We start from the raw sequence: 26,996 nt of genomic DNA, 5'->3' as shown, positions 1-26,996 counted from the left end.
GCACGTTGGGTCGTGCCCAATGTAGCGAGGCAGTGGAGAATGGGCCATCCGTGCATTCCCCAGTAACGGCGTACTGTGTTCAACGAATGGAGCGTGGCATGAAACGGTTTCTATCTTTGTGGGCAGGTGCAGTGCTCGCGTTGTCGGCTTTCTGTGTCGCGGCGCAAGAGTATCCGGCACGGCCCGTGCGCATGATCGTGGGCTTCGCGCCGGGCGGCGGCAACGATATCCTGGCCCGCCTGATGGCCGAGCAGTTGCAGCGCCGCCTGGGCCAGCCCTTCATCGTGGAGAACCGGCCGGGCGCCAGCGGCGCCATTGCGATCGGCGCCGTCAAGCGGGCCGAGGCCGACGGCTATACCTTGCTGGTGGGGCCGAGCAGCGGCATGACCGTCAATCCGGCCATCTACAACAACCTGGACTACGATCCGGTCGCCGATTTCGCGCCGATCTCCCTTGTGGGGGATATTCCGATGATCCTGACCGTCAAGGCTGAAAGCTCGGCGCGCTCGGTGGCCGATCTGGTCGGCCAGGGCAAGAAGAGCGGCAAGCCTCTGTTTGCAGGCTCGGGCGCCAACTCCTTCCAGCTCGCGACCGGACTCTTCGCCAAGCGCGTCGGCCTGGAAGCGGAGGTGGTCAACTACAAAGGGAACTCTGCCGTGGTCGCGGCCTTGTTGGCCAACGAGATCGACTTTGCGCTGATCGACACTGCGGCCGTATTGCCCCAGATTCGCAGCGGCCGGCTGAAAGCGCTGGCCGTCACGGGGGCGAAGCGCTTTACCTTGTTGCCCGACGTGCCTACCGTCGCGGAGTCTGGCGTGCCGGATTTCGCAATGTCATTCTGGTCGTCCCTGTACGCCCCTGCGGGCACGCCGCAAGCCGTCATCGAGAAGCTGCAGAACGCCGTATCCGCAGCCGTGCGAGAGCGCGCCGTGGCCGATCGCCTGCTGGAACTGGGCATCGATCCTGTAGGTAGCGCACCGCAGGTCCTGGCCGATACCATGGCCCGGGAGATTCCGATGTATGCCGCGGCCGCCAAGGAGGCGAACCTGTCGCCAGTGCAGTAGGCGCGTGGAGCCGACCTGTCCGAATTTGTCCTTTGCTTTACTGCAACTGTCGACAGGCGGAAGCTGGCCGTCCGCCGGCTATGAGTGATAGGTGCTGACTCGATGACCTACATAATTCCGCAAGATATACAGGGGCACTTACGGGGACTGCTGGTGCTGACCTCCTCCCAGTTTCCACTCGGACCGCTCTAGCTATTTGATCAGTTCCTTGCTGTCCAGGTGTGTATGGCACACACCTGAGTGCTCCGAGCCATGTCTTGCACGGGGCTTTTTATTTACCCTTTCACTACCCACGGCGCGATGCTCATGGCGTCAGGGGTTGGGTCATCGCCACGGGACAGTGTGCTGCAGGTAGCCCCCGGCAAGAACCATCGACGATGGCAGGCAATACAACCCCGTTCTTCACGGCAAGTATCTCCGCCATGATGCTCACCGCGATTTCCGCGGGCGTCCTGCTGCCGATATTGATGCCGACTGGCGCATGCAGCCGTTCCAGGGATGCGGCGGTTTCGCCGAAATGCTCCATGAAGCGTTGCCTGCGGATGCCCGTATTGCGGCGTGAACCGATGGCGCCCACGTAAAACGCCGGGCTGTGCAGCGCTTCCAGGAGCGCGAGATCGTCCAGCTTGGGATCGTGGCTCAAGGCGACGATGCAGGTGCGCGTGTCGGAGGCGAGGGCCAGGACGGCGTCATCGGGCATTTCCCGCGTGATGCGCACGCCGGGCACGGACCAGCTGCCCACTTGTTCTCCGCGCGGATCGCAGACGGTCACCGCAAAGTCGTTGAACAAGGCCATGGTGGCCAGGTATTCCGCCAATGCGCCTGCGCCGATGAGCAGCATCCGGTACTGCGGTCCCAGCGTGGAACAAAGCGTCGCGCCGTCGAATTGCACTGTGGCGGGCGTCGAGGCCGGCGCCAATGTCACCGCTCCGGTGGCTACGTCAACGGTGCGCTGGACCAACTGGCCGGACTCGAGCCGCCGGACCAGGGCGTCCAGCGTTTCGTAGTCCGGCTGGAACTCCAGCAGCAGCTCCAGCGTGCCGCCGCAAGGCAGTCCGAACCGGCGCGCTTCGTCGGCTTCGATCCCGTAGCGCACCAGTTCAGGCGCGCCTTGCGCGATGGCGCCTGTGCCATGGGCGCGGGTGTATCGATGAATCAGGTCGTCTTCGATGCACCCGCCCGAAACAGACCCGACGCAGCGCCCGTCTTCGCGCAGCGCCATCATGGAGCCGACGGGGCGCGGGGAGGAGCCCCAGGTCTTGACCACCGTGGCCAGCAGCAGCCTGTGCCCGTCCGCCAGCCAGGCGCGGGCTTCGCGCAACACGCGGACGTCGACCGTCTCCATGCCTAGGCTACCCTGCGCACCGGCAGGCTGCGGATCCGCTTGCCGGTGGCGGCAAAGATGGCATTGCACAGGGCGGGCGCCACGGGCGGCACCGGGGGCTCGCCCACGCCGCCAGGAGGCAGGGTGTGATCGTCGTTGACCAGATGCGTGCGGATCACGCGCGGCGAGGCATTGTGGCGCAGCACTTCATAGTCGTGGAAGTTGCTCTGCTTCACGCGGCCGCGTTCGAACGTGATCTCGCTGGCAAGGGCAAGGCCCAGGCCCATGATGGCGCCGCCTTCCATCTGCGCGCGGATGCGTTCGGGGTTGATTTGCGGACCGCAGTCCATCGCCATGTCCACGGCCACCACGCGCACCTCGCCCTTTGCATCCACGGCCACCTCGACCACGGTGGCGGTGTAGCTCATGAAGCTGTAGCAGAATGCCAGCCCAAGGCCGTGGCCCTGGGGCAGTGTTCTGCCCCATTCCGCGCCTTTGCAGGCCGCTTCGATCACGCCGCGCAGGCGGCCCGTGTCGTAGGGATAGAGCTCGGGGGATTCTGAGTAGTTCCAGGTGTCGGCCATTGTGCCCGGGTCGATCCTGCGCGCCGGGCCGATGAGGTCGAGCGCGAAATCCTTGGGGTCCTTGCCCGCGCGGTGGGCCAACTCGGCGATGAAGCACTGGGCAGCGTAGGCGTGCGGAATGTTGGCTACCGAGCGGAACCAGCCAATACGGGCATGGGCCTCCACTTCGGCCGTTTCCACCCGGACGTTGGGAATGCGGTACGGCATGTTGATGGCCGACATGGCCGATTCGAAGAGCTGCTGGCCCTTGGCGCCTTCCGAAAAGAGGGAGGCGATGGTGGGGGCGGCGCTGCGGTGCAGCCAGGACTGGACCTGGCCGTTCTTGTCCAGAACGGCCTCCAGGCGTTCGACCGACACGGTATGCAGATAGTCATGATGAATGTCGTCCTCGCGAGTCCACACCAGCTTGACTGGCGTGCCTTCGGGCATGGCGCGGGCGACGATGGCTGCCTCGTCCACGAAATCGGGCTTGGACTTGCGGCCGAACCCGCCGCCCAGCAGCAAGACATTGACCGTGACGTCGGCGGGCTCCAGTTTCAGCCGGGCGGCGACGGCATCGCGCGCGGCGATGGGGTTCTGGATCGACGTCCAGACCTCGGCGCGGCCATCCTTGATCCGGACGGTGGCCGCTGGCGGTTCCATCGAGGCATGGGCCAGATGGGGAACGTAGTACTCCGCGGCGACGCGCTCGGCTTCGGGCGCCTTGGCCCAGGCTTGCGCGGCATCGCCCTGGCTGCGCATGGTCTTGCCGGGCTTGCGCGCTGCCGATTCCAGCGTCTGGCGGTAGGCACTTGAGTCGTAGCTGCCGTTGGGGCCGTCGTCCCATTCGATTTGCAGCGCGTCGCGGCCTTGGCGGGCCGCCCAGGTGTTGCGCGCGACGATTGCGACGCCGCCCAGGGGCTGGAATGCGGGCGCCCCTTGCATTGGCGGAATCTCCACGACCTTCAGCACGCCGGGCACGGCCAGCGCCTTGGCGCTGTCGAGACGGCGCAGCTTGCCGCCGACGACAGGAGGACGTGCGACGACGGCATAGACCATGCCGGGCAGGCGCATATCCATGCCGTAGCTGGCCTGGCCCTTGCCGATGGCCTCCAGGTCCACCAGGCGCACGTGCTCCTTCCCGATATAGCGGAACTCGGCCCGATCCTTGAGCTTGAGGGCATCGCCCGCGGGAACCGGCTGTTTGGCCGCGTCCGCCGCCAACTCGCCATAAGTCAACCGGCGCCCGGAGGGCTGGTGCAGCACCTCGTGTTGCACCGCTTTGACCTCGGCCACAGGAACCGACCAGCGCGCTGCCGCCGCTGCTTCGAGCATCTGGCGGGCGGCCGCACCGACGCGTCGCATGGGCATCAGGAAGTGCCGCACGCTGCGCGAGCCATCCACGTTCTGGTTGCCATAGCGCGCTTCATCGGCCTGCGCCTGCATGACCTTGACGCGGTCCCAGCGCGCTTCCATTTCGTCGGCCACCACCATGGGCAGGCTGGTGCGCACGCCCGTGCCCATTTCGGCGCGGTGCGCGACGATGGTGACGGTGCCGTCCGCGGCGATGCTGACGAAAGCCAGCGGGTCGTCGACGGTGCCGCCGGGCATGCTGTCAGCGCCGTACTTCTGGGCGGGGGACTCGGCGGCCCAGGCTGCCGTGATCAAACCCCTGGCCGTGACCGTCAGGGTGAGCGCGCCCAAGGCGCCCTGCAGAAAGCCGCGCCGGGAAAGTTGAGCGATGTGCGTCATTGCTTGCCTCCCTGGGCGAGGAGCCTGGCCGCCTGCTGGATGGCTGCGCGGATGCGAGGATAGGTGCCGCAACGGCAGATATTGCCGCTCATGGCGTCCTCGATGTCTTGGTCGGTCGGCTGCGCCGAGACCTTGAGCAGGCTTACCGCCGTCATGATCTGGCCCGCCTGGCAGTAGCCGCATTGGGCAACGTTCTGTTCTATCCAGGCCTGCTGCACCGCCCGGCCGACCGCATCCGCCTCTATCCCTTCGATGGTCGTGATGCTGTGGCCTGCCACGGCGGAGAGCGGGGTGACACAGGACCGGATGGGCGCGCCGTCCATGTGCACGGTACAGGCGCCGCACAACGCCATGCCGCACCCGAATTTGGTGCCGGTCATGCCGAGTTCATCCCGTAAAGTCCAGAGCAAGGGCGTTTCGCCCGGGACGTCGATATCCTTGGCCTGGCCATTGATTTGAAGTTGGGTCATGGAGGAATCCTTGGTGGGCGGGCATGGCAGGCGAAAGCTTGCCTGAACCGTGAGTGAATCACTTTTTCAAATCGGAATTCTGCCTAAAAATTCAAAAAATCTGCCTAATTGTTCCAGACAGAACTTAAGGGCGACGAGCCAGAGCTGGCGCCTGGAGCCCACGCGAACGGCTCCTTCGGATCGTCGAGGGTCAGCCCCGAGGATGTTACGCCTTCGGCCGGCCCGTCGGTGAGCACGGTGTATCCGTGCTGCCAGGTCGCGTGCAGCCCCATTTTTTCGGTTGCGCTGCAATGACGTCCACCCTGTCACATCCCATACCAGCATCTCCGCTGGCCTTCCCCGGTCCCCGATCCAGGCCTAGCCTGTCGGCTCTTTCATCTTCGACAGGAGACCCGCATGGTGAAGGCGAAACGGGTGGGCGTGCCCTATGGCGTGGAAGTAACGAACGGCCAAAACGTCCTGCTCTCCGACACGCAAAAAGACGGCAAGGGAGGAACCGCGGGCATGCGGCCGCACGAACTTCTTGAAAGCGCGCTAGCGGCCTGTGTCTGCATGTCCATCGGCATGGCCGCGGACCGCGCCGGCGTTGCGTTGCCCGAGGCGACGGTGCAGGTGGACATCGATAGGCTGGATGACGAAACCGGATTCGAGGTGAGTTTGCGCTTCGCTGCGGCGCTGACGGCGGCGCAGCAGGATCTGGTTCGCGACGCGGCGCAGGCATCGCCGGTTGCGCGCACGTTGGGCAAGACGGTGCGGGTGCGGCCAGCTGTGTTCCTGGAGGCCTGAAGAGGATGCGGGCAGAACGCGCTTCTGCCCGAGGCTCACCTACTGCCCGAACTCATAAACATAACTATTCGCCGACCCTGCCGCTTGGTTGTACAGCGGGCACCAGCCGTTGACCGGGGCCACTTCGCAATACCGGTTGCGGCCATACACCTGGGCGATCTTCCAGTCCTGGGTCTTGTCGGCGCGTTCCAGCAGGTACTGCATGCGCACGCCGCGCTCCTTGCGGTCGCGTTCGTCGTTGTCCACCGGAAAGCCGGGCGTGGAGGGCGTGGTGTTGCGGATCTGGGCGACGACGAAGGCGCGCGTGTCGGATTGGACATCGACGTTGACGACACTGCGCTCGTAGATCTCGACGCTGCATTTTTGGTCGCCGTTCTGCCGGGCCTGCAGCTGTGCGGTGCTCAGCGCGTCTTCGGCGGCGCTGAAGGGACGGTAGAGTTCGGCCAGTTCCTTGCAGGCGGTGGCGGTATAGCGGTCGTGCGCGTCGCGCACCTGCCACCAGGATTTCACCGCCGCTTCCGGCGTGTTGGCGGCCAGCTGCAGTTGCGGCGTGGCGGCTTGAAGCCGTTCCCAGGGGGTCTCTTCCTGCTTGGAGCAACCCGTCAAGGCGATTGCCAGAACGAGCAGTAGGGCGGGCTTGGTCACGGTACTGAATCGGGTAAACAAATCGGGGGCACCATGATACCCCTTCCGCCGTGGCGCCCGCCCTTCAGGCGGGGCGCAATGCCCGCTTGTACGCTTCCAAGGTGCTGAACATCTTGCCCGCAAGCCGGAAATTGGCTTCGGCGTAGGCCCGGGCGTTACCGATCATGGCTTCGGTTTGTCCCGGATCGCCGCGGATTTGCATGATGCGGTCCGCGTAGCCGGCGACGTCGCCTGGCGCAGCCAGCCAACCGGTCTGGCCCGGCGTGACGATTTCCGGCAATCCGCCCACGTCGCTGGCGACCACGGGGCGGCGCGCGGCGAACGACTCGGGTACCACGCGCGACCAGGCTTCGGTGGCCGAAGGCACCAGCACCACGTCGGCGGCGCGGATCATCTCCGCAATATTGTTGCGATGACCGGCGAACACCACATGTTCGGAAATGCCCAGATCCACGGTCAGCTGGTGCAGCGCATAGGCATAGGGCTTGGTGCTGGCGGTGGGCATGCCGACCACCAGCGCGATGGCGGGCAGGCCCTGGCGGCGCAGCCGGTGCACCACGCGCAACAGATCGGCCTGGCCCTTCTCGGGACGCAGCATGCCTATGGTGGCAATGACGCAGGCGCTGTCGGGGGCACGGATGCCCAGTGCTTGCCGGGTGCGCAGGCGTGACTGCGGCGTGTCGCCGGATTGGAAGAATTCGTCCGCGGCCCATTCTCCGACCACGCTGATCCGCTGCGCGGCCGCCAGGCGCGCCGCGACGAGTTCCTGCTTGCCCAGCAGGCTGGTCGCGATGACGTGGTCGCAGCCGATTTTCCATTCCAGCCGGCGACGCGGCGAGGAAGGCATGGGCTTGGCGAAGTGGCGCGTCCTGACGACCGAGCACAGGTCGCGGCACAGCGCGGCGGTCTTGCCGTCGGCGCGACTGTGGCTGTCGATCAGGTCGATGCGCAGCGTCTTGACCGCGCGCCGCAGCTTCAGGACCGTGGCCGGCGAGTAGGCGGCGTCGAAGTCTATGTCCACGGCGCGCAGGCCGCGCTGCCGGGCTTCGCGCCCGATTTCGCTGTCCGCCGGAGCCGCGATCGCCACTTCGTAGCCATGGCGCTGCAGCCAGGAGGATTGCTCGAGGACGCGGAATTCCAGCCCGCCCAGGCTGCGCTCAGCCAGCGTATGCAGGATGCGCATGATGCTCCAGGACTTTGCGGCAGGCGCCCAGCACATCGTCGGGCGTGATGGAATTGATGCCGTCGCGGGGATGGCGGGGAACGACCGCGGCGGAGTAGGGGCGATCCCAGAACCACTCCGGGTTGGACTCGTTGAACACGCCCACGTAGGGCACGCAAGCGCCTTGGGCGATATGCGACGGGCCGCAATCGTTGGCCACGATCAGGCGCGCACGCAGCATGAGAGCGCTGAGCTCCGGCACCGAGCGGCAGTAGGCGATGGAAAATTCAGGACGCCGCATGGCTTCCAGCTTGTCGCGTTCGATGACCTCTTGTTCTCCCAGCACGAACAGGTAGCGGGTGTCCGGGCCCAGCAGCAGCTTTAGCCTCTCAGCCAAGCGCAGGTAGTTCAGCAGGCTCCAGCGCTTGAACGCGCCAGACCCGCCGCCCGGGATCAGGACCACGTCGGCCCCCTGCTCGGCATGCTGGTGCGGCTGGGCCAGCGTCTGGAAGCAGCGGCGCGCCACGGCCTCGGCGTCGAACTGCCGGTACGACGCCAACAGCCGGAGATTGGCCAAGCCGATGTATTCGGCAACGCTCTTGCGATGGGAGTGCGTCCAGGCCAGGTCGCTCATCCGCGCGTTGTGAAAGCCGAAGCGCATGGTTGGCCGGCGCAGCAGGTTGATCAGGCCGAAGCGTTCGCTGCTGTGATGCAGGCTGACGCAAACCGGGGTGTGCTTTTTGAGCGTGCGCAGATAGTCACCGAACGTGGCGGCCCGGACGAACTCGTCGACCCAGGGCACGCCGCGGTAGAAGCCGGCCAGGTCGTCGCGGGCCACCACCCGGATCCGCCTGGAAGCCCACCAGGTTTTCAGTTGATAGAGCGCCGGCAGGGCGACGATCTGGTCGCCCAGCCGGGGCTGGCTTCTGACATAGACGACGACTTCCGACATGGGCAACCTCGCTTGCACGGCAGTTTTTTGGAGGTCCGCAGACCGCTGCCGCGCAATGTATCGATCCAGTCGAATGAATCTTTCCGAGGTCTTTTAAGGAGTGTGAAGAACCTGCCGGACGTGCTTTACACAACTAAACAACTACGCCCGTATGCGGTTCGCGTTCACGTCGTCGTTGCGCGCTTACTTGGAACCGCCCGAGTTCGGGTAGCCCGGAGGCGGCGCCGCGCCACCGCCCTTGGTGCTGGGCACGTTGTCGTTGGCTTCGCGGTGGCGGCCCTGCTTGTCGGTCTTGTGCATGTCCGACCGGGTGTGGTCGCTCTTGTTCAGGTTGGGCGGGTTGGTCGGCGTGTTCGGCGTCGCATTTGGCGCGGGCGGCTTCTGTCCGGGCGGCACGGGCTGGTTGGGGGGGACGGCGGTGCTGTCGTTGGGCGTGTTGGACGGCGAGGTGGGCATGGCTGACTGCGCCAGCGCACCGGCCGAAGCCAGTCCGGCGGACAGGGCCAGCGCGTAGGTGAAGGCTCGGATTTTCATGAGTACGCTCCTATGTGGGAAATGCTGGAACCTATCCGCAAGCGTCATGCCCGGCTGCGCACGGCTCTCGGTGATCCTGAAAGGAAAGGTGCTTTGCCCTGTGAACGCCTCGCGTCGCTAGCGGGCGTTCCATCCCAAGCTCGAACGCACCGGAAAAATATACCGATTCGCGCCGCTTCCTCGCCGGTCGTGCGCATTCCTGCTGCGGGTGGACGCTAACCGCAGGCATCGTCGTCTTCCAGCGTGGAGGCGCCCGCCTTGGAGCGCTCTTGCACGCGGACCACACTGAACTCTCCTGTTGCCTCCAGATAGGCTCTTTCGACCTCAGCCAGGTTGGCGACGCCTTTCAACCTTAGTTGCTCCATCAGTTCGCTGCGGGTGATGTGCTCTTTCCTGAGTCCATGGACCAGCACTTTGCCGGACCGGATCAGGCAGACGCGCTGTGGCTCAAGCAGGCGACGCAAGGGAGGAACGTAATAGCCCACCCGATCCAGCAGGTAGCTCCAGCCGACTATGGTGGCGACAACGATGATGCCGTCCCCCATGGAGTACGAATCGCCCGACATGGCATTGCCCGCGGCATCCGCCACCAAGACCAGCACCAGCATGTCCGCCATTCCCAGGGAGCCCATGTCACGTCTGCCGGAAATACGCAGCAACGCGTACAGCACCCAATACATGGTCGTGCCGCGGATGATCATTTCGGCAAAGCCCGCCTGCAACTCGAAGATTTGGGCGAATTTTTCCATGGCGTTTCGATAGCAAGCGCCGTGCCGCGTGCGGGCAGCGCAGGCACAGACGCAGTTGGGGCATGGCATTTGCTGAGAGGTCGTGATCCGTCACGAGGACGACCGCCATGAAACCCAAAGACCGCAAACCCAATCCTTCGGCCGATGACACCGACCGGGAACTCCAGGCCAGCCACCGCGATGGGCAGAACCGGACCAAGAAGGAGGGCCATGTCAGCCAAATAGGCACCGGACAGGATCAGCAAAGCAGGCGCAATCGAGGCGCTGGGGCGCGCAGCAAGGGCTGAGCGGCCGCTGCGTACCGTCCCGCCAGCGCGTACGCCAGGCGGGACGTCTTCGAGTGGCCGGATGGGCATGGCGCTTGCTGAATAGGTCCACTCGGATCGAGCGCAAGAAATGGCGTAGCGATACAGCCATGACCGTGGTTCAACGTGGGGATGGTCCCCGCATAGGAGAGACGTATGGAGCATCAAACCAATATCGTTGGCGGCCCCAAGGATTCCGCTACCGGGCCTGGCCCCGAGATCATGGCGGCGGACACCCTTGACGGCAACGACGTCGTCAATGCCTCGGGGGAAAGCCTGGGGTCGATCAAGGACATCATGATCGACGTGCCGCGGGGACGCGTGGCCTACGCCGTGCTGTCGCGCGGCGGTATCCTGGGCATGGGCGACAAGCTCTTCGCGATTCCGTGGGCGGCCTTGACGCTGGACACCGACCGCAAGTGCTTCATCCTGAATGTCGACAAGGAGGTCTTGAAGAACGCGCCGGGCTTCGACAAGGACGACTGGCCCAGGATGGCGGACGAAAGCTGGGCGTTGAGCGTGCACAAGTACTACAACCAGGATCCCTACTGGTAAGGCGCAGCTCGGGAGGGCGGCCGCGAGCCGCCCTTTTTCCCTCCATTTTTTCCCCTTTCTTCTTCCCATGCCGGTCGGCCGGCCCTTCCCATGCATACTCCTCTTACCCACGATGCTGTTCAGGCAAAACGCCCGGCCCGGTTTTTGGGAAGACGCCACGGCGAACGAGCCCCTGTCTCCCTGGGCCGTCAGGCGGCGCTCAACGGCTTCGGCTTCCAGGCGCCGGCCGGTCTGGCCGCGCGTATCCGCCAGCGTATCGAGCAAGCCGAAAACGAAGCCTGGATGGCGCGTCTGTGGCAACGCGACGCCACGCTGTGGACCGGGACCGATGAGGATCGCTGGCTGGGCTGGCTGCAACCGGGCATGGCGCCCCGGGCGCTCGGCCGCATGACGGCAATCTGCCGTAGGTTGTGCGTGGCCGGGTTCTCGGATGCGGTGTTGCTGGGCATGGGGGGCGCCAGCCTCGGCGCGGAGGCGCTGGCCCGTACGCTGGGCGTGGCCAGCGGAGGCTTGCGCCTGCACGTGCTGGACTCCACCGACGCGGCCCAGGTGCGCGCGGTGCAGTCCGCGGTGGATCTCACGCGTTGCCTGTTTGTCGTCTGCAGCAAGTCCGGATCGACCCTGGAATCGCGCATGCTCGCTGCGTACTTCCATGAACAGGTGGCGCGGCGGCTTGGACGGCAGGAAGCGGGGCAGCGCTTTGTCGCCATTACCGATCCGGGGTCTCCGATGCTGGACCGCGCGCGGGCGGACGGTTATGCCGCCGTCTTCGAGGGCGAGCCGTCCGTGGGCGGGCGCAACTCCGTGCTGTCGCCCTTCGGACTGGTCGCGCTGGCGCTGCTGGGGCACGATCCAGCGGAATTCCTGCGCAGCGCCCGCCCCATGGTGCGGGCATGTGCGGCGCAGGCCCAGGCGCGCACCAATCCGGGGTTGCTTCTGGGAGCGCTGCTGGGCGAGGCAGCATTGGACGGCCGCAACAAGCTCACCATCCTGGCCGCGCCCGGGCTGGAGTACGTGGGGTGTTGGCTCGAGCAATTGCTGGCCGAATCAACCGGCAAGAATGGGCGGGGCATCATTCCCGTGGCCCACGAGCCGGCCGGGGATGCGTGCGATTATGGCCGCGACCGCATGTTCGTCCATCTTGCGCGCAGCGATACGCCCGGCGCCGAGCTGGACACGCGCATGCGGCGGCTGGCCGCTGCGGGATTCCCGGTGGCGCGTTGCGAACTGCCGTCTGCCCAGTCGCTCAGCCAGGAGTTCTTTCGTTGGGAAATGGCCACCGCCGTGGCCGCCGCCGTGCTGCGCGTCAATCCGTTCGATCAGCCGGACGTGGAAGCCAGCAAGGCGCGCACGCAGGCCCTGGCGGCGCGCCACGAAGCCGGCATCGGCGTAGCCGACCTTATGCCCCGGCTGGTCGAAGGCGCGCTGGCCTTCCATGGCGAGGCCGAGGGGGCGACCGCGATCGAGCTGCTGGCGTCGTACTTTGCGGGAATGGATCAGGGCGACTACGTGTCGCTGCTGGCCTATGTCGCCCGGAATCCGGTCCATGACGCGCGCCTCGCCGGGATGCGCTGCCGGCTGCGCCAGGCGACCGGCGCTGCAACCATTACCTGCATTCCATAGGCCAGCTGCACAAGGGCGGCCCCGCGGGCGGACGATTCCTGTTCATTACCGCGGACGCCGGGGAGGAGCTGGAAGCGCCCGGCCACGCCCTGGGTTTCGCCGCCATGCAGCGTGCGCAGGCCTTGGGCGACATGGAAGAGTTGGCCTCGCGGGGCCGGCCGTGCTTGCGCGTGCACATCTCGGGGCCGGTGGAGGCGGGGCTCGCCCGCCTGGCCGCGCTGCTGGACCGCGCGTTGGTCCCACCGGCGCTCCGCTAGCCGGCTTGCTCATCGGCGTCCTGCCGGGCGGGCGCCGGCAGGTGCACGATGCGTTCGGGGAGCGCCAGCGCGATGCCGGCCGTGTCCAGCTCGCGCATGATGCCCAGGTTGATCTCCTGTTGTATGTCCATGTAGCGGTTGTAGTCCGCTGTCATGACGTAGTAGACGGCTTCGTACTCCAGCGCGTTATCGCCGAAACGGGCCAGGTGCGCCCGGTCGTAGCGGGTGCCGGATTGGCGTTCGATCTGCTGTCGGATCAGCTCCGGCACGGTGGCGGCGCGGTCCACCGGCGTCATGTAGGTGATGCGGACGGTGAAGATGATGCGCCGTTGCTGCATCCGCTTGTAGTTCTGGATGGTCTGCTTGAGCAGCTCCGTGTTGGAACACACGATCTGTTCGCCGCCCAGGCTGCGGATGCGCGTCGTCTTCAGGCCCACGTGCTCGATGCTGCCGGCCACCTGTCCGAAGACGATGAAATCCCCAGCCTCGAAGGGCTTGTCGAGCCCGATCGAGATCGAGGCGAACAGATCGCTCAGTATGGTCTGGACCGCCAGCGCGACGGCGACGCCGCCGATGCCCAGGCTGGCCACCAGCGCGGTGATGTTCACGCCCAGATTGTCCAGCATGGCCAGCAGGGCGATGACGGCAACCAGTGTGCGCAGCAGGAACCGGAACAAGGTGGCGGTGACGGCATTGACCTGGCCGCGCGCGGCCAGTGCATGATCCAGTCCCACCTCGACTGCCCGGTCGAGCCACAGGGCGAGCTGAAGCGTCAACAGCACGAACCAAAGATGCTGGGCTTTGCCCGCGCTCCAGGGCAGTGGGGCGCCGATGAATTCGGCGCCGATCAGGATGGACAGCAACAGCAAGATGACACTGTTGGTGCGCCGCAGGACCTCGGAGACCGAACGCGCAAGAGGATGGCCTGGCGTGTCGGCGCGCTGCCGCAGCCGCGACCGCGTGATCCGCAAGGCGGCGCTCAGCGCGAAGAACAACGCGGCGCCCGCCGTCAGCGCCAATGCCCACAGCATCAGCGGATGGTCCGAAAGGCCCCGGACCTCAGGCAACCAGTTTGCGAGCATGCCGTCTCCTGGAGGAAAGCCGCAACGCAGCAATTGCCGTGCCGTCCGCGCGGGCACGTGGTTTGCTGATAGCGAGGCGGCGGCATTCCGCCCGCCTTCAGGAGCAGCGTCATGGACAAAGAGCGCGATACGACGGCGGCGCCCGCCGAGATCTTGAGCGAAGGTGAACTGAGGGCGCGGCGCACGCTCGAAGCAGCGCGGCGCTTGCTCGATCCGCAGGCGGAACCAGCTGCCGCCGTCTCTTCAGTTGAGGCAGAACTCAAGCGCTACGTCAGGGAGGCGTACCACAGGCGCTCATACGGCTCCTATGGTTGAGCGTTACGGCTGCGGTTCGTCCCAGACTGACGCGTGCCGATATTGTTCGGCGCGCGCCAGCGTGCGATAGAAATCCGCGCCAACCCGTATCAGCCTTTCCAGCTCTTCGGGCTGCAGCCTGGGCTGCAGCGCCATCAGGCATTCCGCATAGTTGGCCAGCACCTCGGGCCAGTCATGGAAGTCCCGGTCGACCGCTGGCGTGGCGATCATTTGTGCCAATAGTTCCTCGCGATCCATATGCATGTTCCGCAGCAAGCGCACTGGTTGCAGATGCGCCCGCAGGTATGCGCATCTGTTCCTTCGCTGGTATCCAAATCTCGGGGAAGACTCCTATTTCTTGGCGGCATCCAGGCGTTGCTGCATGGCTGTCGCCATTTCCAGGTGTTGTTGCAGCACCGGCAGGGTCTCGATCGCGAATTGCTTGACGTCGGGATCCTTCACGTCGTTCGAGGCTTTCTCGAAGAGCTTCACCGCGTCCTGGTGCGCGGATACGCCAATCTCGTCCACATAGGCCTTGTCGAAGCTGTCGTCGCGCAAGCCCAGCGCCTTCAGTTTTGCCTGCTGCACCAGCGAGGGTTCGGTCGGCGCCTGATAACCCTTGCCTTGCGCGAGCGTGGCCAATTGCTGGCCGGCCTTGCCGTGGTCGTCGATCATTTTCTGGGCAAACGCCTTCACGTCCGGATCGCGGGCTTTTTCAAGAGCGAGCTTGCTGCCAGCGACTTCCAGGTGGCCGGCCTGGGCTGCGTTCTCCAGGAAGTCCCGGTCGGCGCTGTCCAGTTTCGCTGCCGCGGCCGTGGGAGGCGCGGCGGGCGCGGTTTGCGCCTGCGCAGCATGGGCGGCAGCCAACGTCAGCGAGGCGAGGATCGTGGCGGTCAGATAGCGGGTTTTCATGGAAACCTCCAGATTTGGGCGCGGTGCGCCGTTATGGGTGGGAGCCTGCAGCCACCAGCAATCGCTGTTCCCGCCCGTCAGCGACTTCAGCGGGGCTTGGGCTTGCCCGTCAGTTCGGCGTGGTACTCCACCAGACGCTGCAGGGCATAGCGGGCGCTGGCCAGGCGTATGCCGTTGCGGTTGCCGGAGAAGCGCCGGGTTTCGGCGTAGATTGCCGGCGCGGCATCGGCTTGGCCCGCCTTGAAGACCCAGGCATAGCACTGCGTGCCAGCGGGAATGTCGTCGTCGACCGAGTCGGTGACGCCTGTATTGGAAATGGCGATCAGCGCCGGGCTTTGCCGCGATGCGCCCAGCGCCATCTCCCGCGCTACCGGCTCGCTCGTGAGGTTGTGCCGCGCCAGGGTCGCGGGCGTCACCCCAAGGCAACGCATCTTTGCCTGCGGGGAATAGACCACGAATGCGCAGTCCAGCAGCGAACCTGCACCCGCCACATCCGCCAGCGTGGCGGCGATGAGGCCGGCCGTGCATGATTCCGCCGTGACCAGCGTCAAGGCGTGTTCATGCATGTACGCGGCGATGCGTTCGATCGCGTCCATGGCGGATGGCCCTTTCCGGTTGACGATCGCCTGGCCTAGCCGCCGTTGCGCACCGGGTCGGGCGGCTTGCGCGATACGCCGGCATGGTCTGCATCGGTGACCCGGTCCGCGCCTATGTCGGCGCCTTCGTGGTCGCCTGTGCCTTGAGCATCGCTATCGGTATGGACCAGGTCCTGAGGCAGGTCGCTGGCCGAGTCCGACGAATCGCTGGGACCCAGGTCGGGGCGGGGGGAGGGATCGGTCTCGGGATCGGGCAGGGAGTTGACGGGCGTGCCAGGCATGATGATTCTCCGTAGGGCTGCAATGGGCTCTATGAGACGTTGCGCAGCAAGCCGCGTGCCCGGCTGGCCCATCCTCCCGAGCGCCGCCGCGCATTACTGCGGATTTCGCACCTGGATGTTGTTGCGGATCTCCTTCACGCCCGCCACGCCCCGGGCCGCACCGACGGCGGAGGCCGCGCTGTCTTCGTTGTCGGCAAAGCCGCTGAGCTGGACCACGCCCTGGTAGGTTTCAACCTGTATGGTGTTGGACCGTAAATTGGGCGTCTTCAGCAACGCCTCCCGCACGCGCGCCGTGGTAGTGACGTCATCGGTGTACTGGCCCGTGCTGCGATGGCCGTCCTGCGCCGCGCAGCCTGCCAGCGCCAAGGCGAGCATTGCTGCGCCCAGGCCGTGAACTATGGATTTTCCGACCATGGATAGTGCTCCTTTGCCGTGGATGGCGGCAGGAAATGCCGCCCCGCGGGAAGCGAGCAACTCGCATGCCTGTGAGGGCCGCGCCCAGGCTCTCGCACCGATCAGGCCTGGGCGGCCTCCCAGCGGCTGGCCGAGAACTTCTCCGCCATCATCAAGCCGCCGCGCCCCGTCGCCATTTCGGCGACGACCTCGCCCACCGCCGGCGCGATCTGAAAGCCCCCGCCCGAGAAGCCGAAAGCATGCAGCAGCCGCGGCACTCTGGGGCTGAAGTCGATGACCGGGTTCTTGTCGCTGAAATAGCCTTCGATGCCTGACCAGCAGCGGATCACGCTGGCGCAGGCCAGCGCCGGGAGCACGCTCGGAGCGATGCGGCCGAGTTCGGCGAGCGCGGCGCGGCCCGGCCGGCTGCGGTCTCCCGGCAGCGCGCTGCCGTAGCCGCCGCCCATGACCACATTGCCGCGCGCGACCTGGCGGGCATAGAAGCCGCCGCCTTCCACGCCCAACGACACGCCGATCTGCGGCGTGAGAGGCTCGGTGACCAGCATGGTCGGATACTTGACCTGCAGGGGCAGGTCGTCGCCGAACCAACGGGCCACCGCCGCGCCCCAGGCGCCCGCCGCATTGATGACGGTGTCGGCGCGTATGCGCCGGCCGTCGGCGGCGGTCAGCAGGAAGCCGCTACCCTGGGTGTCCGCCTGCGCGATCGCGCAGTGTTCGAGCAGGCTTGCCCCGGCGCGCGCGGCGGCATGGGCGAAGGCGGGCGCGACCAGTCGCGGATTGGCCTGGCCATCCTCCGGACATAGCGAGCCGCCGGCAATGCCCGGACCCAGCGCGGGAAAGCGGCGACGCAGCTCGGCGGTGTCGATGATCTCCAGGCCCAGGTCGAAGTCGCTGACCTTGTCGCGGTAGGCACAAAGCTTCTCCAGGTCGGACTCGGAGCGCGCCAGCTTCAGGTGGCCGCTGCGCACGTATTCCGCATCGGTGCCGATGAGGTCCGGCAGGCGCGACCAGATGCCGTGTGCGCGCTGCGCCAGATACAGCTGCTCGATCGAGCGTCCCTGGCGGCGTACGCCACCGAAGTTGACGCCGCTGGCGCGTGCGCCGCTTGCGCCGCCGTCGATCAGCGCCGTGGCGACCCCCATGCGGCGCAGCGCCAGGGCGGCGCTGGCGCCCACCAGGCCGGCGCCGATGATGGCGACTTCCGTGTGCAGCGGGTTCATGGTTCCACCTTGCCGAGCATGGACAGGTTCAGGGGCTTCACGGGCGCCTGCCCGCGTAGCCGGCCTATGTCCGCCAAGGCCAGTCCGCGGCAGTCGGCCAGCAGCTCGGCCGCGCCCGCCTGGCACATGCGTCCCTGGCACAGGCCCATGCCGATGCGCGTCAGCGCCTTCAAGCGGTTGAGATCGTGGATGGCGTATTGCGCGGCCGCGGCGCGCAACGTGCCGGCGCGCACTTCCTCGCAGCGGCAGACCATGACGGAGTCGTCGCAGTCGGCGCCCGCGCCCGGCAGGGGAAAGGCCCGGTCCAGGCCGCGGCGGAATTGCGCCCAGCGCGCCTGGCGGCGGGCCAGCCACTGCACCCTGGCGGCGCTGACGTCGATGCCGCTGTCTGCCAGCATGGCCAGCGCGGCGCGTTCGCCCGCAAGCTCGGCCAGGACCGCGCCGCCGATGCCGGCGCCGTCGCCGGCCAGATAGACGCCGGTCGCCGTGCTGCGGCCGTCCGGGTCGCGGCGCGGCAGCCAGGCGCGCTGCGCGGCATCGAAGTCGAAGGCGCAGTCCAGCAGGTCGGCAAGCTGCGTTTCCGCGCGCAGCCCGTGGCCGACCGCAAGCGCGTCGCAAGCAATGGCGCGCTGCTTGCCGCCCAGGGTCGCAAGCGCGCGCTCGACGCGGCCTGCGCCTTCGGCCGCATCCAGCCGTGCGCCATGGTGCACCGGCACGCCGTGGGCGCGCAGCCAGCCCAGGTAGTACATGCCTTTGGCCAGCATGCCGGGCTGGCTCAGCAGCGCCGGCGCGGCGCGGACCTGGCTGCCTGGCGGCGCGCAGTCCAGCACGGCCTGCACCTGGGCGCCGGCGCGCGCATATTGGTAGGCGACCAGATAGAGCAGGGGGCCAGTGCCGGCGAACACGATGCGCGGCCCAAACGTACAGCCCTGGCTCTTCAGCGCGATCTGCGCGCCGCCCAGCGAGTAGACGCCGGGCAGGGTCCAGCCCGGGAAGGGCAGGACGCGGTCGGTGGCGCCGGTGGCGAGCAGCAGCCGTGAGTAGGGCAGGGTTTCCAGTTCGCCATCGCGGACCAGGTCCAGGCAGCCCGGGGCGGCATTCCACACCGCGGTGGCGGCGCGGTAGTCGGCGCGGGCGGCCAGGTCCGCGCCCGCCGCGTGGATGGTTTGCGCGCGCTTCCATTCGAAGCCATAGCGCTGGCGCGCGGTGCCGCGAGGGGCCGCGCCCTGGCGATAGATCTGGCCGCCAGGCAAGGCGGCTTCGTCCACGATCACCGGACGCACGCCGTGGCGCAGCAGCGTCTGCGCGGCGCGCACGCCCGCGGGCCCGGCGCCCACCACCACCATGCGCGGCGAGTCATCGGCGCCGGGCGGGTTCATTTGCATGCGAGTTCTCCGGGCTGGGCGCTGACCAGTTCCATGCCGTCTTCGACTGCGGTGGAACAGGCGCGCAGGCGTGCGCCGTCCGCCGTCTGCACCCAGCAATCCTGGCAGGCGCCCATCAGGCAGAAGCCGGCACGCGGCGCGCCTTCGCCCAAGGTGACGCGCAGGTGCTGCGCGGCCAGCAGCAACGCCGTCAGCACGGTGTCGCCCTCATGGGCTTGCAGCGGCAAGCCGTTCCAGGTCAGGCGCAGCGGCGTCGAGGCGGGCGCCGACACGCGGCGCAGCAGCGGTTTCATGCGGCGGTCTCCGCGCGGCGCAGTTGCGACAGGGTGCGGTCGGGCAGGATGATGTCGGCGTCGTAGCGCAGTTCCACGATGGCCGGCATGCGATGCTCCCGGGCATAGGCCAGCGCGGCATCATAGGCCGGCGCAAAATCCTCCGTGCGCTCGACCGCAGCGCCGTAGCCGCCATAGCTGTGCGCGAGACGCGCGAAATCGGGGTTGACCAGTTCCGTCGCCAGGGCGCGTCCGGGATAGGCGCGCTCCTGATGCAGGCGGATGGTGCCGAACAGGCCATTGTTGAAGACCAGCACCACAATGCCCAGCCGGTACTGCGCCGCGGTGGCCAGCTCCTGCATGGTCATCTGGAAACAGCCGTCGCCGGCGAAGCAGACCACGGCCACATCGCGGTCGCGCAGCTTGGCCGCGATGGCTGCGGGCAGGCCGTAGCCCATGGCGCCGACGGCGGGCGCAAGCTGGCTGCCCGGTCCCTTGAAGGCAATGTGCCGGTGCGCATAGAGCGCGTAATTTCCCGCGCCCACCGTGACGCAGGAATGCGGCGGCAGCGTGGCCGCGACGTGGCGCGCCGCCGCGTTCAGGTCCAGCGGGCCGGGCGTGGGCGGCAGCGCAGGCGCTGGGGCGGCCGCTACAGCGCCCCGGCGGCGCGGCTGCCAGCCCGGCGTCGGCGCCAGTCCCGATGCGGCCTGGGCGAAGCCGTCCACACTGGCGACCATGCCCAGCGCCGGCGTGCACAGCCGCCCGATCTCGTTGGCGTCCGGGTGGATGTGGATCAGCGTCTGGCGCGGCGTGGGCGAGGCCAGCCATTCATAGTTGATGGTCGTCGGTTCGCACAGGCGGGTGCCCAGCGCGATGACGAGGTCGCTGTCCATGACGGCGCGCTTCTGGTGTGGGGGCATGCTGGCGCTGACCTGGCCCACGAAATTGGGATGGTCGTTGTCGAACAGCTCCAGGCGTCGCCAGGCGGTGGCCACGGGCAGGTCGAAGCGCAGCGCGAAGTCGCGCACGGCCTCGCGCGCGGCTTGCGGCCAGCGCGAGCCGCCCAGCAGCAGCAAGGGTCGCTCCGCCGCTTCCAGCAGGTCACGCAGGCGTAGCATGTCGGCGTCGGCCGGACGGGCGCAGGGCGGCTGTGGCGTAGCGGCCAGAGCCACGTCGGCGACGCTGGACAGCATGTCTTCGGGCAGGGAGAGGACTACTGGCCCGGGGCGTCCGCTAGTGGCGATCGCCCAGGCGCGCGCCAGGTATTCGGGAATGCGGTCGGCCCGCTCGATCTGCGCGACCCATTTCGCCAGCGGCGCGTACATGGCGCGGTAGTCCACTTCCTGAAAGCACTGGCGGTCGGCGGTGTCGCCGCCGACCTGGCCGATGAACAGGATCATGGGCGTGGAGTCTTCCCTTGCGGTGTGCACGCCGATCGCCGCATTGGTGGCGCCCGGGCCGCGCGAGACAAAGCAGATGCCCGGCTGGCCGGTCAGCTTGCCATGCGCCTCGGCCATGTAGGCGGCGCCTCCTTCCTGGCGGCAGACCACCGCTTCGATCGCGTCGCGCCGGGCGTAGAGCGCATCGATGCATGGCAGGAAGCTTTCGCCCGGCACCATGAACACGCGCTCCACGCCATAGGCCTGCAGCTGCGCGACCAGCAGTTCGCCGCCGCTGCGGGCGCCGGGGGCAGGCGCGTTCATGCCGCGTCTCCTTGCAGCGCCAGCGCCACGCGTTCCGCGCCATAGTCGCGTTCGGCCGCGGCACGGCTGACCTTGCCGCCCAGCACGTCGTTGCGGATGGCGGTCGCGCTACGGTCAGCGGGCGCGCCGTAGCCGCCGCCGCCGGGCGTTTCCAGGCGCACGGACTGGCCGCTGGCCAGGCCGTGGCTGGCGATCTTGTTGGGCAGGCGCTGCTCGTCGGCGCGGCCGGGGTTCTGGATCACGCGCGAGGTGCCTCCCTCCAGGCCGCCGTTCAGGCCGGCCGCGCCAAACAGCGCGGCGTCGCAGCGGATGGTGCAGATCAGCTGGTCATGCAGCGAACGGATCTGGCGCGCGATGCCCATGCCGCCGCGGTGGCGGCCCGCGCCGCCGCTGTCGTTGACCAGCGCGTACTCCTCGACCAGCAGCGGGTACTCGATCTCCAGCGCTTCGGCGGGCAGGTTGGAGGTATTGGTCACGTGCACCTGGATGCCGTCCATGCCGTCGCCCTGCGCGCGTCCGCCCGCGCCGCCGCCCAGCGTTTCCAGGTAGACGAAGGTGCCCTTGCCGTCCTGCATGGGCACGGAGAACAGCATGGAAGGCATGACGTCGTTGCACGAAGCCATGGCGCGGTCTGGCGGCAACAGCTGGCCCAGCGCGCCGATCACCGTGCCGGCGACGCGCTGCGCGGTGGTGACGCGCGCGCCCACCGCCGCCGGAAAGCGCGGGTTGGTAATGGTGCCCTCGGGGGCGGTGATGGTGATGGGCTGGAACAGGCCGTTGTTGGGCATGAGCTCGGGGTCGAGCATGGCCTTCACCGCGAAGTAGACGCTGGCGTTCAGGGCGCTGGCGGGCAGGTTGAATGCGCCGCGCGCCTGCTTGCTGGTGCCGGTGAAATCGACATGGAGCTGGCCGTCGCGCGCCTCTACGTTGGCCTGGATGGTGACGGGATCGCCGCCCATGCCGTCGTCGTCCATGCGCTCGGTGAAGGTATAGGTCCCGGTCGGCAGTTGTGCGATGCGGTTGCGCAGGCGTCTTTCGGTGTACACCATGATGCTGTCGATGGCGGACAGCACGGTCTCCAGGCCCGACTGCTGCACCAGTTCCAGCATCAGCCTGGCGCCCTTGTCGTTGGTGGCGATCTGGGCGCGGATATCGTGCATCCGGTTGTCCGGTTCGCGCGTGTTGTGTGCAATCATCTCCAGCAGGTCCATGTCCAGCTCGCCCTCGCGCACGATGCGCATGGCCGGCAGGCGGATGCCTTCCTCCCAAACCGTCTTCAGATGGTGCGACGTGGAGCCGGGAACGGCGCCGCCGACGTCGGTATGGTGGCCGATGTTTGCCGCGAAGAAACGCAGCACGCCTTCGTGAAAGATGGGAGTGATGACGGTGATGTCGGGCGCGTGCGTACCGCCGGCCAGATAGGCGTCGTTGCACAGGAACGCGTCGCCCGGACGCACGCCGGCCGCGCCGTAGCGCCGCAGCACGGCGTCTATGCCGCCGGACAACGATCCCAGGTGCACCGGCACGTGGGCCGCCTGCGCTACCAGGCGGCCGGCGGCGTCGAACAGCGCCACGGAGCAATCCTTGCGCTCCTTGATGTTGGTGGAAAAGGACGAACGGATCAGCGTGTTGCCCATTTCCTCGGTAATGGACAGCAGGCGGTTGCTGAAGACCTCCATTTCGATGGGGTCGAAGGTGTCCGTGCCGGCAGCGGAAGTCGATCGATTGGTCATGGCGTACGCCTTAGCTGTTGAGGTTGACGACGAGGTTGCCGTATTCGTCGGCGCGCGCCTGCTGGCCCGGCAGCACGACGGTGGTCGAGCTCATTTCCTCGATCACGGCCGGACCGTCCACGGGCACGCCCACCGGCAGCAGGGCGCGGCGCAGAATGGGCGTGTCCACCCAGCCCGCCCCTTCGAAGTACACGTTGCGGCGTTCCTTCAAGGCGCCGGCCACGCTTTCGCCGCCTTGCACGCGGGCCAGGGGCGCGCGTGGCACCAGGCCGATGGCGCGCACCCGGCAATTGACGATCTCCACCGGACGGCCGGCGGCGTCATAGCCATACTCGCGCACGTGCGCCGCGCTGAATGCCGCGACGAACTCATCCAGCGGCATCAGCTGCATGCCATCCAGCGGCACGGCGATTTCGAAGTTCTGGCCCTGGTAGCGCGCGTCGATCACGGCGGACAGGCGCTGCTCCGAGTCGTTCACGCCTTCGCTGGACAACCAGGCGCGCGCCTTGCCGGCCAGGGCTTCCAGCGCCTGCCGCACGGCGGTCCAGCCGTCCGCGGTGGCGTGCGCCATCAGCGTCTGCACGAAGTCCATGGAAATGTCGGACAGCAGGATGCCGCGCGCGCACATGGTGCCCGGCTCCTGCGGAATCAGCAGGGTGCCGATGCCGCAATCGCGCGCCAGTTCGGCGGCATGCAGGCCGCCCGCGCCGCCAAAGGCGCAGAGGGCGAACTTGCGGATGTCATGGCCCCGTTCGGTGGAGACCGCGCGTACCGCGCGCGCCATGTTGGAGTTGGCGATGCGCAGAATGCCGTAGGCGGCTTCTTCCACGCTCAGTCCCAGCGGGCGGGCGATCTGCGCCTCCAGCGCCTCGCGCGCCTGGCGCGCATGCACGGCCATGCGGCCTTCCAGCAGCGCGACTGGATTCAGCCGGCCCAGCACGACGTGGGCGTCGGTGATGGTCACGACCTGGCCGCCCCGGTTGTAGGCGATGGGGCCGGGCACCGCACCCGCGCTCTGCGGGCCGACCTTGAGCGCGCCCGCGTCGTCGATGCGCGCGATGCTGCCGCCGCCCGCGCCGATGACGTGCACGTCCACCATCTGGGTCTTGACCGGATAGTCGGCCACCAGGCGGCTGGAGGTGAACAACGGCCGCAGTTCGGCCACCAGCGACACGTCGGTGCTGGTCCCGCCCACGTCAAAGGTGATCAGGTTGGGCAGCGCAGCCACGCGGCCCAGTTCGGTCGCGCCGATCACGCCGGCGGCGGGGCCCGAAACACAGGTGCGCACCGGAGCCGTCAGCACCGATTCCACCGACATCAGACCGCCATTGGAATGTACCGTGGTCGGCTCGGCCGCCACGCCCATGGCGCGCACCGAACTTACCAGGTTGCGCATGTAGCCAGCCATGCGCGGGCCGACATAGGCATTGAGCGCGGTGGTGGACATGCGTTCATATTCGCGGAACTCCGGCAGGATCTCGCTGGACACGCTCAGATAGACGCCCGGCAGGTGTTCGGCCAGGATGTCGCGGGTGCGGCGTTCGTGGGCATCGTTGCGGTAGCTGTGCATGAAGCAGATGGCGACCGATTCGACGCGGGCTGCGGCCAGCTCGCGCGCCACCGCCACCACCTCGTCTTCGTCCAGCGCCTGCAGCACGGAACCGTCGGCGCCGACGCGCTCGGTCACTTCGAAGCGCCACTCGCGCGGCGCCAGGGGTTGCGGCTTGGTGACGTTGTAGTCGTACAGATGGGGGCGTGTCTGCCGGCCGATCTCCAGCACGTCGCGAAAGCCGCGGGTGGTGACCAGCGCGCAGCGCGAACCCCTGCGCTCGATGACCATGTTGGTGGCCACCGTGGTGCCGTGGCCCACGTGCGCCAGCTCGGAGCCGGCGATCTCGTGTTCGCGGATCAGATGGGCCAGGCCCGTCTGGATGGCCTCGGACGGATCGTGCGGTGTCGAAGGCACCTTGAAATAATGCAGTTCACCGGTGTGCTCGGCGAGCAGGGTGAAATCGGTGAACGTGCCGCCTACGTCGAAGCCGACGCGAAAACGGCGGGCGCCCGGGGCGGATGCGGTCTGGGTCACGCTGGTCTCCAGGATGCTGGCGCGCAAGGCGCCGGGAGTGGGATGACCAGAATGCTATTGACGCACCATCATTCGGTCCAATCAAAGATTGGTATCAGTGATTATCACTGTTGTGAATGATTTGTCGGTACGGATCAGTACGGATGGGACTCTGCCGGCTGCGCCTGGTCGAACACCATTCCTTGCGCCTGGCAGACCTTGAGTATCTCTTCGCGCAGCCAGCGATGCGCGGGGATGTTGTCCGAGCGTTCATGCCAGATCAGGTTGACCGTGCGCGGCGCGAACGGGAAGGGCGCCTCGACGGCTTCCAGCAGATGGCTGTAGGGGCTGTTGCGCACGGTGTTCAGCGGCACCACGCAGATCAGGTCGGTTTCGGCCAGCAGGCGCGGCGCCAGGGCGAACTGGTTGATGGTGAGCACCACGTTGCGCTTGTAGCCGTGGGGCGCGAGCTCATGGTCGATCAGGGTCGGCGTGCCCAGCAGGCTGACCATCAGATGGCGCGCGCGCAGGAAGCTGTCCAGCGTGAAGCGTGGCTGCGCCAGCAGCGGGTGGCCCTTGCGCATGGCGCAGACGTAGGTCAGCGTTTCCAGCGGCAGGGTGCGCAGGGACGAGCCGAAGTTCGAATACACGCCCGCCGCCATGTCGACTTCGCCTTTTTCCAGCAGCACGCCGGCGTTGTCCAGCGAGTAGGGATGCAGATGGATGCGGACATTGGGCGCCACTGTCTGCTGCTCCACGAACAGCGGCCGGATGACCTGGTCCGCCACGTAGTCGGACATGGCCATGCGGAACACGGCCTCGGAACGCGCCGGGTCGAAATCGTTGCGCTCCAGCGTGTCGGCGATGCGGGCCAGCGCGTCGCGGATCGGGGGCCACAGCAGTTCGGCGCGCTGCGTGGGCAGCACGCCGCCCTGGATCTTCACGAACAGCGGATCCTTCAAGGTCAGGCGCAGCCGGTTGATGGCGTTGCTGACCGCGGGCTGCGTCATGTGCAGCGCGGAGGCCGCGCGCGTGACGTTGCGTTCGGTCATGACCGCATCGAAGATGCGCAGCAGGTTCAAGTCCATCGAGGTCAGCATCGCAGTCCTGGGTGATTATCAAATTTGGTGATAGAGATCTATTTTAATTGTTGATTAGCCATATAACGCGGGACCGCTTAATCTTCCCCGGGTGCAAGCGCAGTCGATACACCACGAGGGGAAATCATTGATGGTCAAGCATCTGAAAACTCTGGCCGCTGCCTGTCTGGCGGCCGGGATCGCCGCGCCCGCGATGGCCGCGGACACCTATCCCAGCAAGCCGATCACGATCGTCCTGCCCTACGCGACGGGCGGGTCCGCCGACATGCTGGCGCGCTTCGCCGCGCAGGCTTTACAGACTGAACTGGGCAAGCCGGCCATCGTCGAGGCCAAGCCGGGCGCGGGCGGCGTGCTGGGCACCGAGTTCGTCTCGCGCGCCGAGCCGGACGGCTACACGCTGGCGTTGACCGCCAGCGGCACCATGGCCGTCAATCCCTACGTCTACAAGCTGCGCTACAAGCCGCTGGAAGACTTCAAGCAGATCACGGTACTGGTCGACCTGCCTTTCGTGGTGGTCACGAACAATGAATTCCCCGCCAAGAATCTCAAGGAATTCATCGACTACGGCCGCAAGAACCCGAACAAGATCACCTTCGGCAATGCCGGCCTGGGCACCCAGCAACACCTGACCCAACTCATGTTTGCGCGCGCCGCCGGCATGCAGGTCAACATCGTGCCCTACAAGGGCAGCAGCCCGGCCATGAACGACCTGCTGGGCGGCCATATCGACGCGGTGCTGGACAATACCGGCGTGCAGACGCCCTTCATCAAGGCAGGCAAGGTGCGGCCCTTGTTCGTCACGAACCCGGAACGCGTGGCGGCCTTGCCCGATGTGCCCACCGCGCCAGAAGCCGGCCTGCCCGGGTTCTCCGCGGTCGCCTGGTTCGGCCTGGCCGCGCCCAAGGGCACGCCGGACGAGATCGTCGACAAGATCCAGCAGGCCCTGGCGCGCGAGTTCGCCAAGCCGGAAATGAAGCAGCGCCTGCTGGACCTGGCGATGATTCCGCGCGTGTCCACGCCGGCCGAGACCACGGCCCGTGTGAAGAGCGACCTGGAAACCTTTGGCAAGATCGCCAAAGAGGTCGACCTGAAGCCGATGTGACGGGACGGCTTTGCCGCGTCGGCGGCATGGCCTTCTTGCGCGCCACGGCGGATGGCGCGCGCAGCGTTCAAGCGCGCCGATCCGCCCTGATCTCAC

At 67.1% G+C, this 26,996-nt stretch carries 28 protein-coding genes; 7 read left to right on the top strand and 21 right to left on the bottom strand.

All coding sequences use genetic code 11. The features are described 5' to 3' along the window. Positions 1 to 98 precede the first annotated feature (98 nt). Complete coding sequence (locus AC1RHV_RS10305; protein WP_346546156.1) at positions 99 to 1,064, top strand: Bug family tripartite tricarboxylate transporter substrate binding protein; 966 nt, start codon at positions 99 to 101, stop codon at positions 1,062 to 1,064. Between the two features lie 304 nt (positions 1,065 to 1,368). Here AC1RHV_RS10305 and AC1RHV_RS10300 read toward each other — a convergent pair whose 3' ends face one another. The 3 genes from AC1RHV_RS10300 to AC1RHV_RS10290 are packed head-to-tail and all read right to left on the bottom strand — an operon-like array spanning position 1,369 to position 5,173. Next, complete coding sequence (locus AC1RHV_RS10300) at positions 1,369 to 2,409, bottom strand: XdhC family protein (protein WP_492300633.1); 1,041 nt, start codon at positions 2,407 to 2,409, stop codon at positions 1,369 to 1,371. A gap of 2 nt (positions 2,410 to 2,411) precedes the next feature. Continuing rightward, positions 2,412 to 4,703: a xanthine dehydrogenase family protein molybdopterin-binding subunit gene (locus AC1RHV_RS10295; RefSeq protein ID WP_492300632.1), complete on the bottom strand. Its 2,292-nt coding sequence runs from the start codon at positions 4,701 to 4,703 to the stop codon at positions 2,412 to 2,414. Next, positions 4,700 to 5,173 (bottom strand): (2Fe-2S)-binding protein, encoded by a 474-nt coding sequence (locus AC1RHV_RS10290; RefSeq protein WP_054453532.1) that lies wholly within the window; start codon positions 5,171 to 5,173, stop codon positions 4,700 to 4,702. The genes AC1RHV_RS10295 and AC1RHV_RS10290 overlap by 4 nt, the downstream gene beginning before the upstream one ends. A 396-nt stretch (positions 5,174 to 5,569) precedes the next feature. On the opposite strand from AC1RHV_RS10290, the gene AC1RHV_RS10285 reads away from it, so the two are divergent. Beyond that, positions 5,570 to 5,959, top strand: a complete 390-nt coding sequence (locus AC1RHV_RS10285; RefSeq protein WP_492300629.1) for an OsmC family protein — start codon at positions 5,570 to 5,572, stop codon at positions 5,957 to 5,959. Positions 5,960 to 5,998: 39 nt separating this feature from the next. On the opposite strand, the gene AC1RHV_RS10280 is transcribed toward AC1RHV_RS10285, so the two are convergent. The 5 genes from AC1RHV_RS10280 to AC1RHV_RS10260 form a co-directional block, all read right to left on the bottom strand. After that, on the bottom strand, positions 5,999 to 6,604 hold the full coding sequence (locus AC1RHV_RS10280; protein ID WP_192353434.1) for a hypothetical protein: 606 nt from the start codon (positions 6,602 to 6,604) through the stop codon (positions 5,999 to 6,001). Positions 6,605 to 6,668: 64 nt separating this feature from the next. Continuing rightward, positions 6,669 to 7,787, bottom strand: coding sequence for a glycosyltransferase family 4 protein (locus AC1RHV_RS10275; RefSeq protein ID WP_192492841.1), 1,119 nt, complete (start codon positions 7,785 to 7,787; stop codon positions 6,669 to 6,671). Continuing rightward, positions 7,762 to 8,718, bottom strand: coding sequence for a glycosyltransferase family 9 protein (locus tag AC1RHV_RS10270; RefSeq protein ID WP_054453525.1), 957 nt, complete (start codon positions 8,716 to 8,718; stop codon positions 7,762 to 7,764). The genes AC1RHV_RS10275 and AC1RHV_RS10270 overlap by 26 nt, the downstream gene beginning before the upstream one ends. 183 nt (positions 8,719 to 8,901) lie before the next feature. After that, complete coding sequence (locus AC1RHV_RS10265) at positions 8,902 to 9,252, bottom strand: hypothetical protein (RefSeq protein ID WP_054453523.1); 351 nt, start codon at positions 9,250 to 9,252, stop codon at positions 8,902 to 8,904. A gap of 215 nt (positions 9,253 to 9,467) precedes the next feature. Continuing rightward, positions 9,468 to 10,001 carry a DUF421 domain-containing protein gene (locus AC1RHV_RS10260; protein WP_125472929.1) on the bottom strand — a complete coding sequence of 178 codons (534 nt, stop codon included), beginning with the start codon at positions 9,999 to 10,001 and terminating at the stop codon, positions 9,468 to 9,470. A gap of 107 nt (positions 10,002 to 10,108) precedes the next feature. Here AC1RHV_RS10260 and AC1RHV_RS10255 point away from each other — a divergent pair, with 107 nt between their 5' ends. The 3 genes from AC1RHV_RS10255 to AC1RHV_RS10245 all read left to right on the top strand — a co-directional run bounded on the left by AC1RHV_RS10255 (position 10,109) and on the right by AC1RHV_RS10245 (position 12,484). After that, positions 10,109 to 10,288 (top strand): hypothetical protein, encoded by a 180-nt coding sequence (locus tag AC1RHV_RS10255; RefSeq protein ID WP_125472928.1) that lies wholly within the window; start codon positions 10,109 to 10,111, stop codon positions 10,286 to 10,288. Between the two features lie 174 nt (positions 10,289 to 10,462). Next, positions 10,463 to 10,861 (top strand): PRC-barrel domain-containing protein, encoded by a 399-nt coding sequence (locus AC1RHV_RS10250; RefSeq protein WP_054453518.1) that lies wholly within the window; start codon positions 10,463 to 10,465, stop codon positions 10,859 to 10,861. A gap of 144 nt (positions 10,862 to 11,005) precedes the next feature. Beyond that, positions 11,006 to 12,484, top strand: a complete 1,479-nt coding sequence (locus AC1RHV_RS10245; RefSeq protein WP_492300625.1) for a phosphoglucose isomerase-related protein — start codon at positions 11,006 to 11,008, stop codon at positions 12,482 to 12,484. 253 nt (positions 12,485 to 12,737) lie between these two features. Here AC1RHV_RS10245 and AC1RHV_RS10240 read toward each other — a convergent pair whose 3' ends face one another. Further along, on the bottom strand, positions 12,738 to 13,823 hold the full coding sequence (locus AC1RHV_RS10240; protein WP_119449577.1) for a mechanosensitive ion channel family protein: 1,086 nt from the start codon (positions 13,821 to 13,823) through the stop codon (positions 12,738 to 12,740). A gap of 111 nt (positions 13,824 to 13,934) precedes the next feature. On the opposite strand from AC1RHV_RS10240, the gene AC1RHV_RS10235 reads away from it, so the two are divergent. Then, entirely contained in the window at positions 13,935 to 14,138 is a 204-nt protein-coding gene (locus AC1RHV_RS10235) for a hypothetical protein (RefSeq protein WP_054453512.1), read from the top strand. Positions 14,139 to 14,141: 3 nt separating this feature from the next. Here the strand turns inward: AC1RHV_RS10235 and AC1RHV_RS10230 are convergent, their stop codons facing one another. The 12 genes from AC1RHV_RS10230 to AC1RHV_RS10175 form a co-directional block, all read right to left on the bottom strand. Further along, positions 14,142 to 14,375: a hypothetical protein gene (locus AC1RHV_RS10230; protein ID WP_054453510.1), complete on the bottom strand. Its 234-nt coding sequence runs from the start codon at positions 14,373 to 14,375 to the stop codon at positions 14,142 to 14,144. 93 nt (positions 14,376 to 14,468) lie between these two features. Then, the gene (locus AC1RHV_RS10225; RefSeq protein WP_119449578.1) at positions 14,469 to 15,029 is read right to left on the bottom strand and encodes a DUF4142 domain-containing protein; all 561 of its coding nucleotides are present in this window, start codon (positions 15,027 to 15,029) and stop codon (positions 14,469 to 14,471) included. A gap of 86 nt (positions 15,030 to 15,115) precedes the next feature. Continuing rightward, complete coding sequence (locus AC1RHV_RS10220; RefSeq protein ID WP_054453507.1) at positions 15,116 to 15,625, bottom strand: CinA family protein; 510 nt, start codon at positions 15,623 to 15,625, stop codon at positions 15,116 to 15,118. A gap of 35 nt (positions 15,626 to 15,660) precedes the next feature. Next, positions 15,661 to 15,906, bottom strand: a complete 246-nt coding sequence (locus AC1RHV_RS10215; RefSeq protein WP_492300623.1) for a hypothetical protein — start codon at positions 15,904 to 15,906, stop codon at positions 15,661 to 15,663. Positions 15,907 to 15,999: 93 nt separating this feature from the next. Then, on the bottom strand, positions 16,000 to 16,320 hold the full coding sequence (locus AC1RHV_RS10210; RefSeq protein ID WP_492300621.1) for a BON domain-containing protein: 321 nt from the start codon (positions 16,318 to 16,320) through the stop codon (positions 16,000 to 16,002). Between the two features lie 101 nt (positions 16,321 to 16,421). Further along, positions 16,422 to 17,540, bottom strand: a complete 1,119-nt coding sequence (locus AC1RHV_RS10205; protein WP_492300620.1) for an NAD(P)/FAD-dependent oxidoreductase — start codon at positions 17,538 to 17,540, stop codon at positions 16,422 to 16,424. After that, on the bottom strand, positions 17,537 to 18,925 hold the full coding sequence (locus AC1RHV_RS10200) for an FAD/NAD(P)-dependent oxidoreductase (protein ID WP_492300618.1): 1,389 nt from the start codon (positions 18,923 to 18,925) through the stop codon (positions 17,537 to 17,539). Before AC1RHV_RS10200 ends, AC1RHV_RS10205 begins: the two co-directional genes overlap by 4 nt. Beyond that, complete coding sequence (locus tag AC1RHV_RS10195; RefSeq protein ID WP_054453500.1) at positions 18,916 to 19,218, bottom strand: (2Fe-2S)-binding protein; 303 nt, start codon at positions 19,216 to 19,218, stop codon at positions 18,916 to 18,918. The genes AC1RHV_RS10200 and AC1RHV_RS10195 overlap by 10 nt, the downstream gene beginning before the upstream one ends. Continuing rightward, positions 19,215 to 20,900 carry a thiamine pyrophosphate-dependent enzyme gene (locus tag AC1RHV_RS10190; RefSeq protein WP_492300616.1) on the bottom strand — a complete coding sequence of 562 codons (1,686 nt, stop codon included), beginning with the start codon at positions 20,898 to 20,900 and terminating at the stop codon, positions 19,215 to 19,217. The genes AC1RHV_RS10195 and AC1RHV_RS10190 overlap by 4 nt, the downstream gene beginning before the upstream one ends. After that, positions 20,897 to 22,633, bottom strand: coding sequence for a hydantoinase B/oxoprolinase family protein (locus tag AC1RHV_RS10185; RefSeq protein ID WP_192353429.1), 1,737 nt, complete (start codon positions 22,631 to 22,633; stop codon positions 20,897 to 20,899). Before AC1RHV_RS10185 ends, AC1RHV_RS10190 begins: the two co-directional genes overlap by 4 nt. Before the next feature lie 10 nt (positions 22,634 to 22,643). After that, complete coding sequence (locus AC1RHV_RS10180) at positions 22,644 to 24,719, bottom strand: hydantoinase/oxoprolinase family protein (RefSeq protein WP_054453738.1); 2,076 nt, start codon at positions 24,717 to 24,719, stop codon at positions 22,644 to 22,646. A 134-nt stretch (positions 24,720 to 24,853) separates the two neighbouring features. Further along, a complete protein-coding gene (locus tag AC1RHV_RS10175) occupies positions 24,854 to 25,798 on the bottom strand; it encodes a LysR family transcriptional regulator (protein WP_054453496.1) in 945 nt (314 codons plus the stop codon). A gap of 130 nt (positions 25,799 to 25,928) precedes the next feature. Here AC1RHV_RS10175 and AC1RHV_RS10170 point away from each other — a divergent pair, with 130 nt between their 5' ends. After that, on the top strand, positions 25,929 to 26,900 hold the full coding sequence (locus AC1RHV_RS10170) for a Bug family tripartite tricarboxylate transporter substrate binding protein (RefSeq protein WP_175161621.1): 972 nt from the start codon (positions 25,929 to 25,931) through the stop codon (positions 26,898 to 26,900). Positions 26,901 to 26,996 lie beyond the last annotated feature (96 nt).

The organism is Achromobacter sp. GW823-FHT04E03 (assembly GCF_058796095.1).
This window is presented reverse-complemented; position numbering and strand designations above follow the sequence as displayed.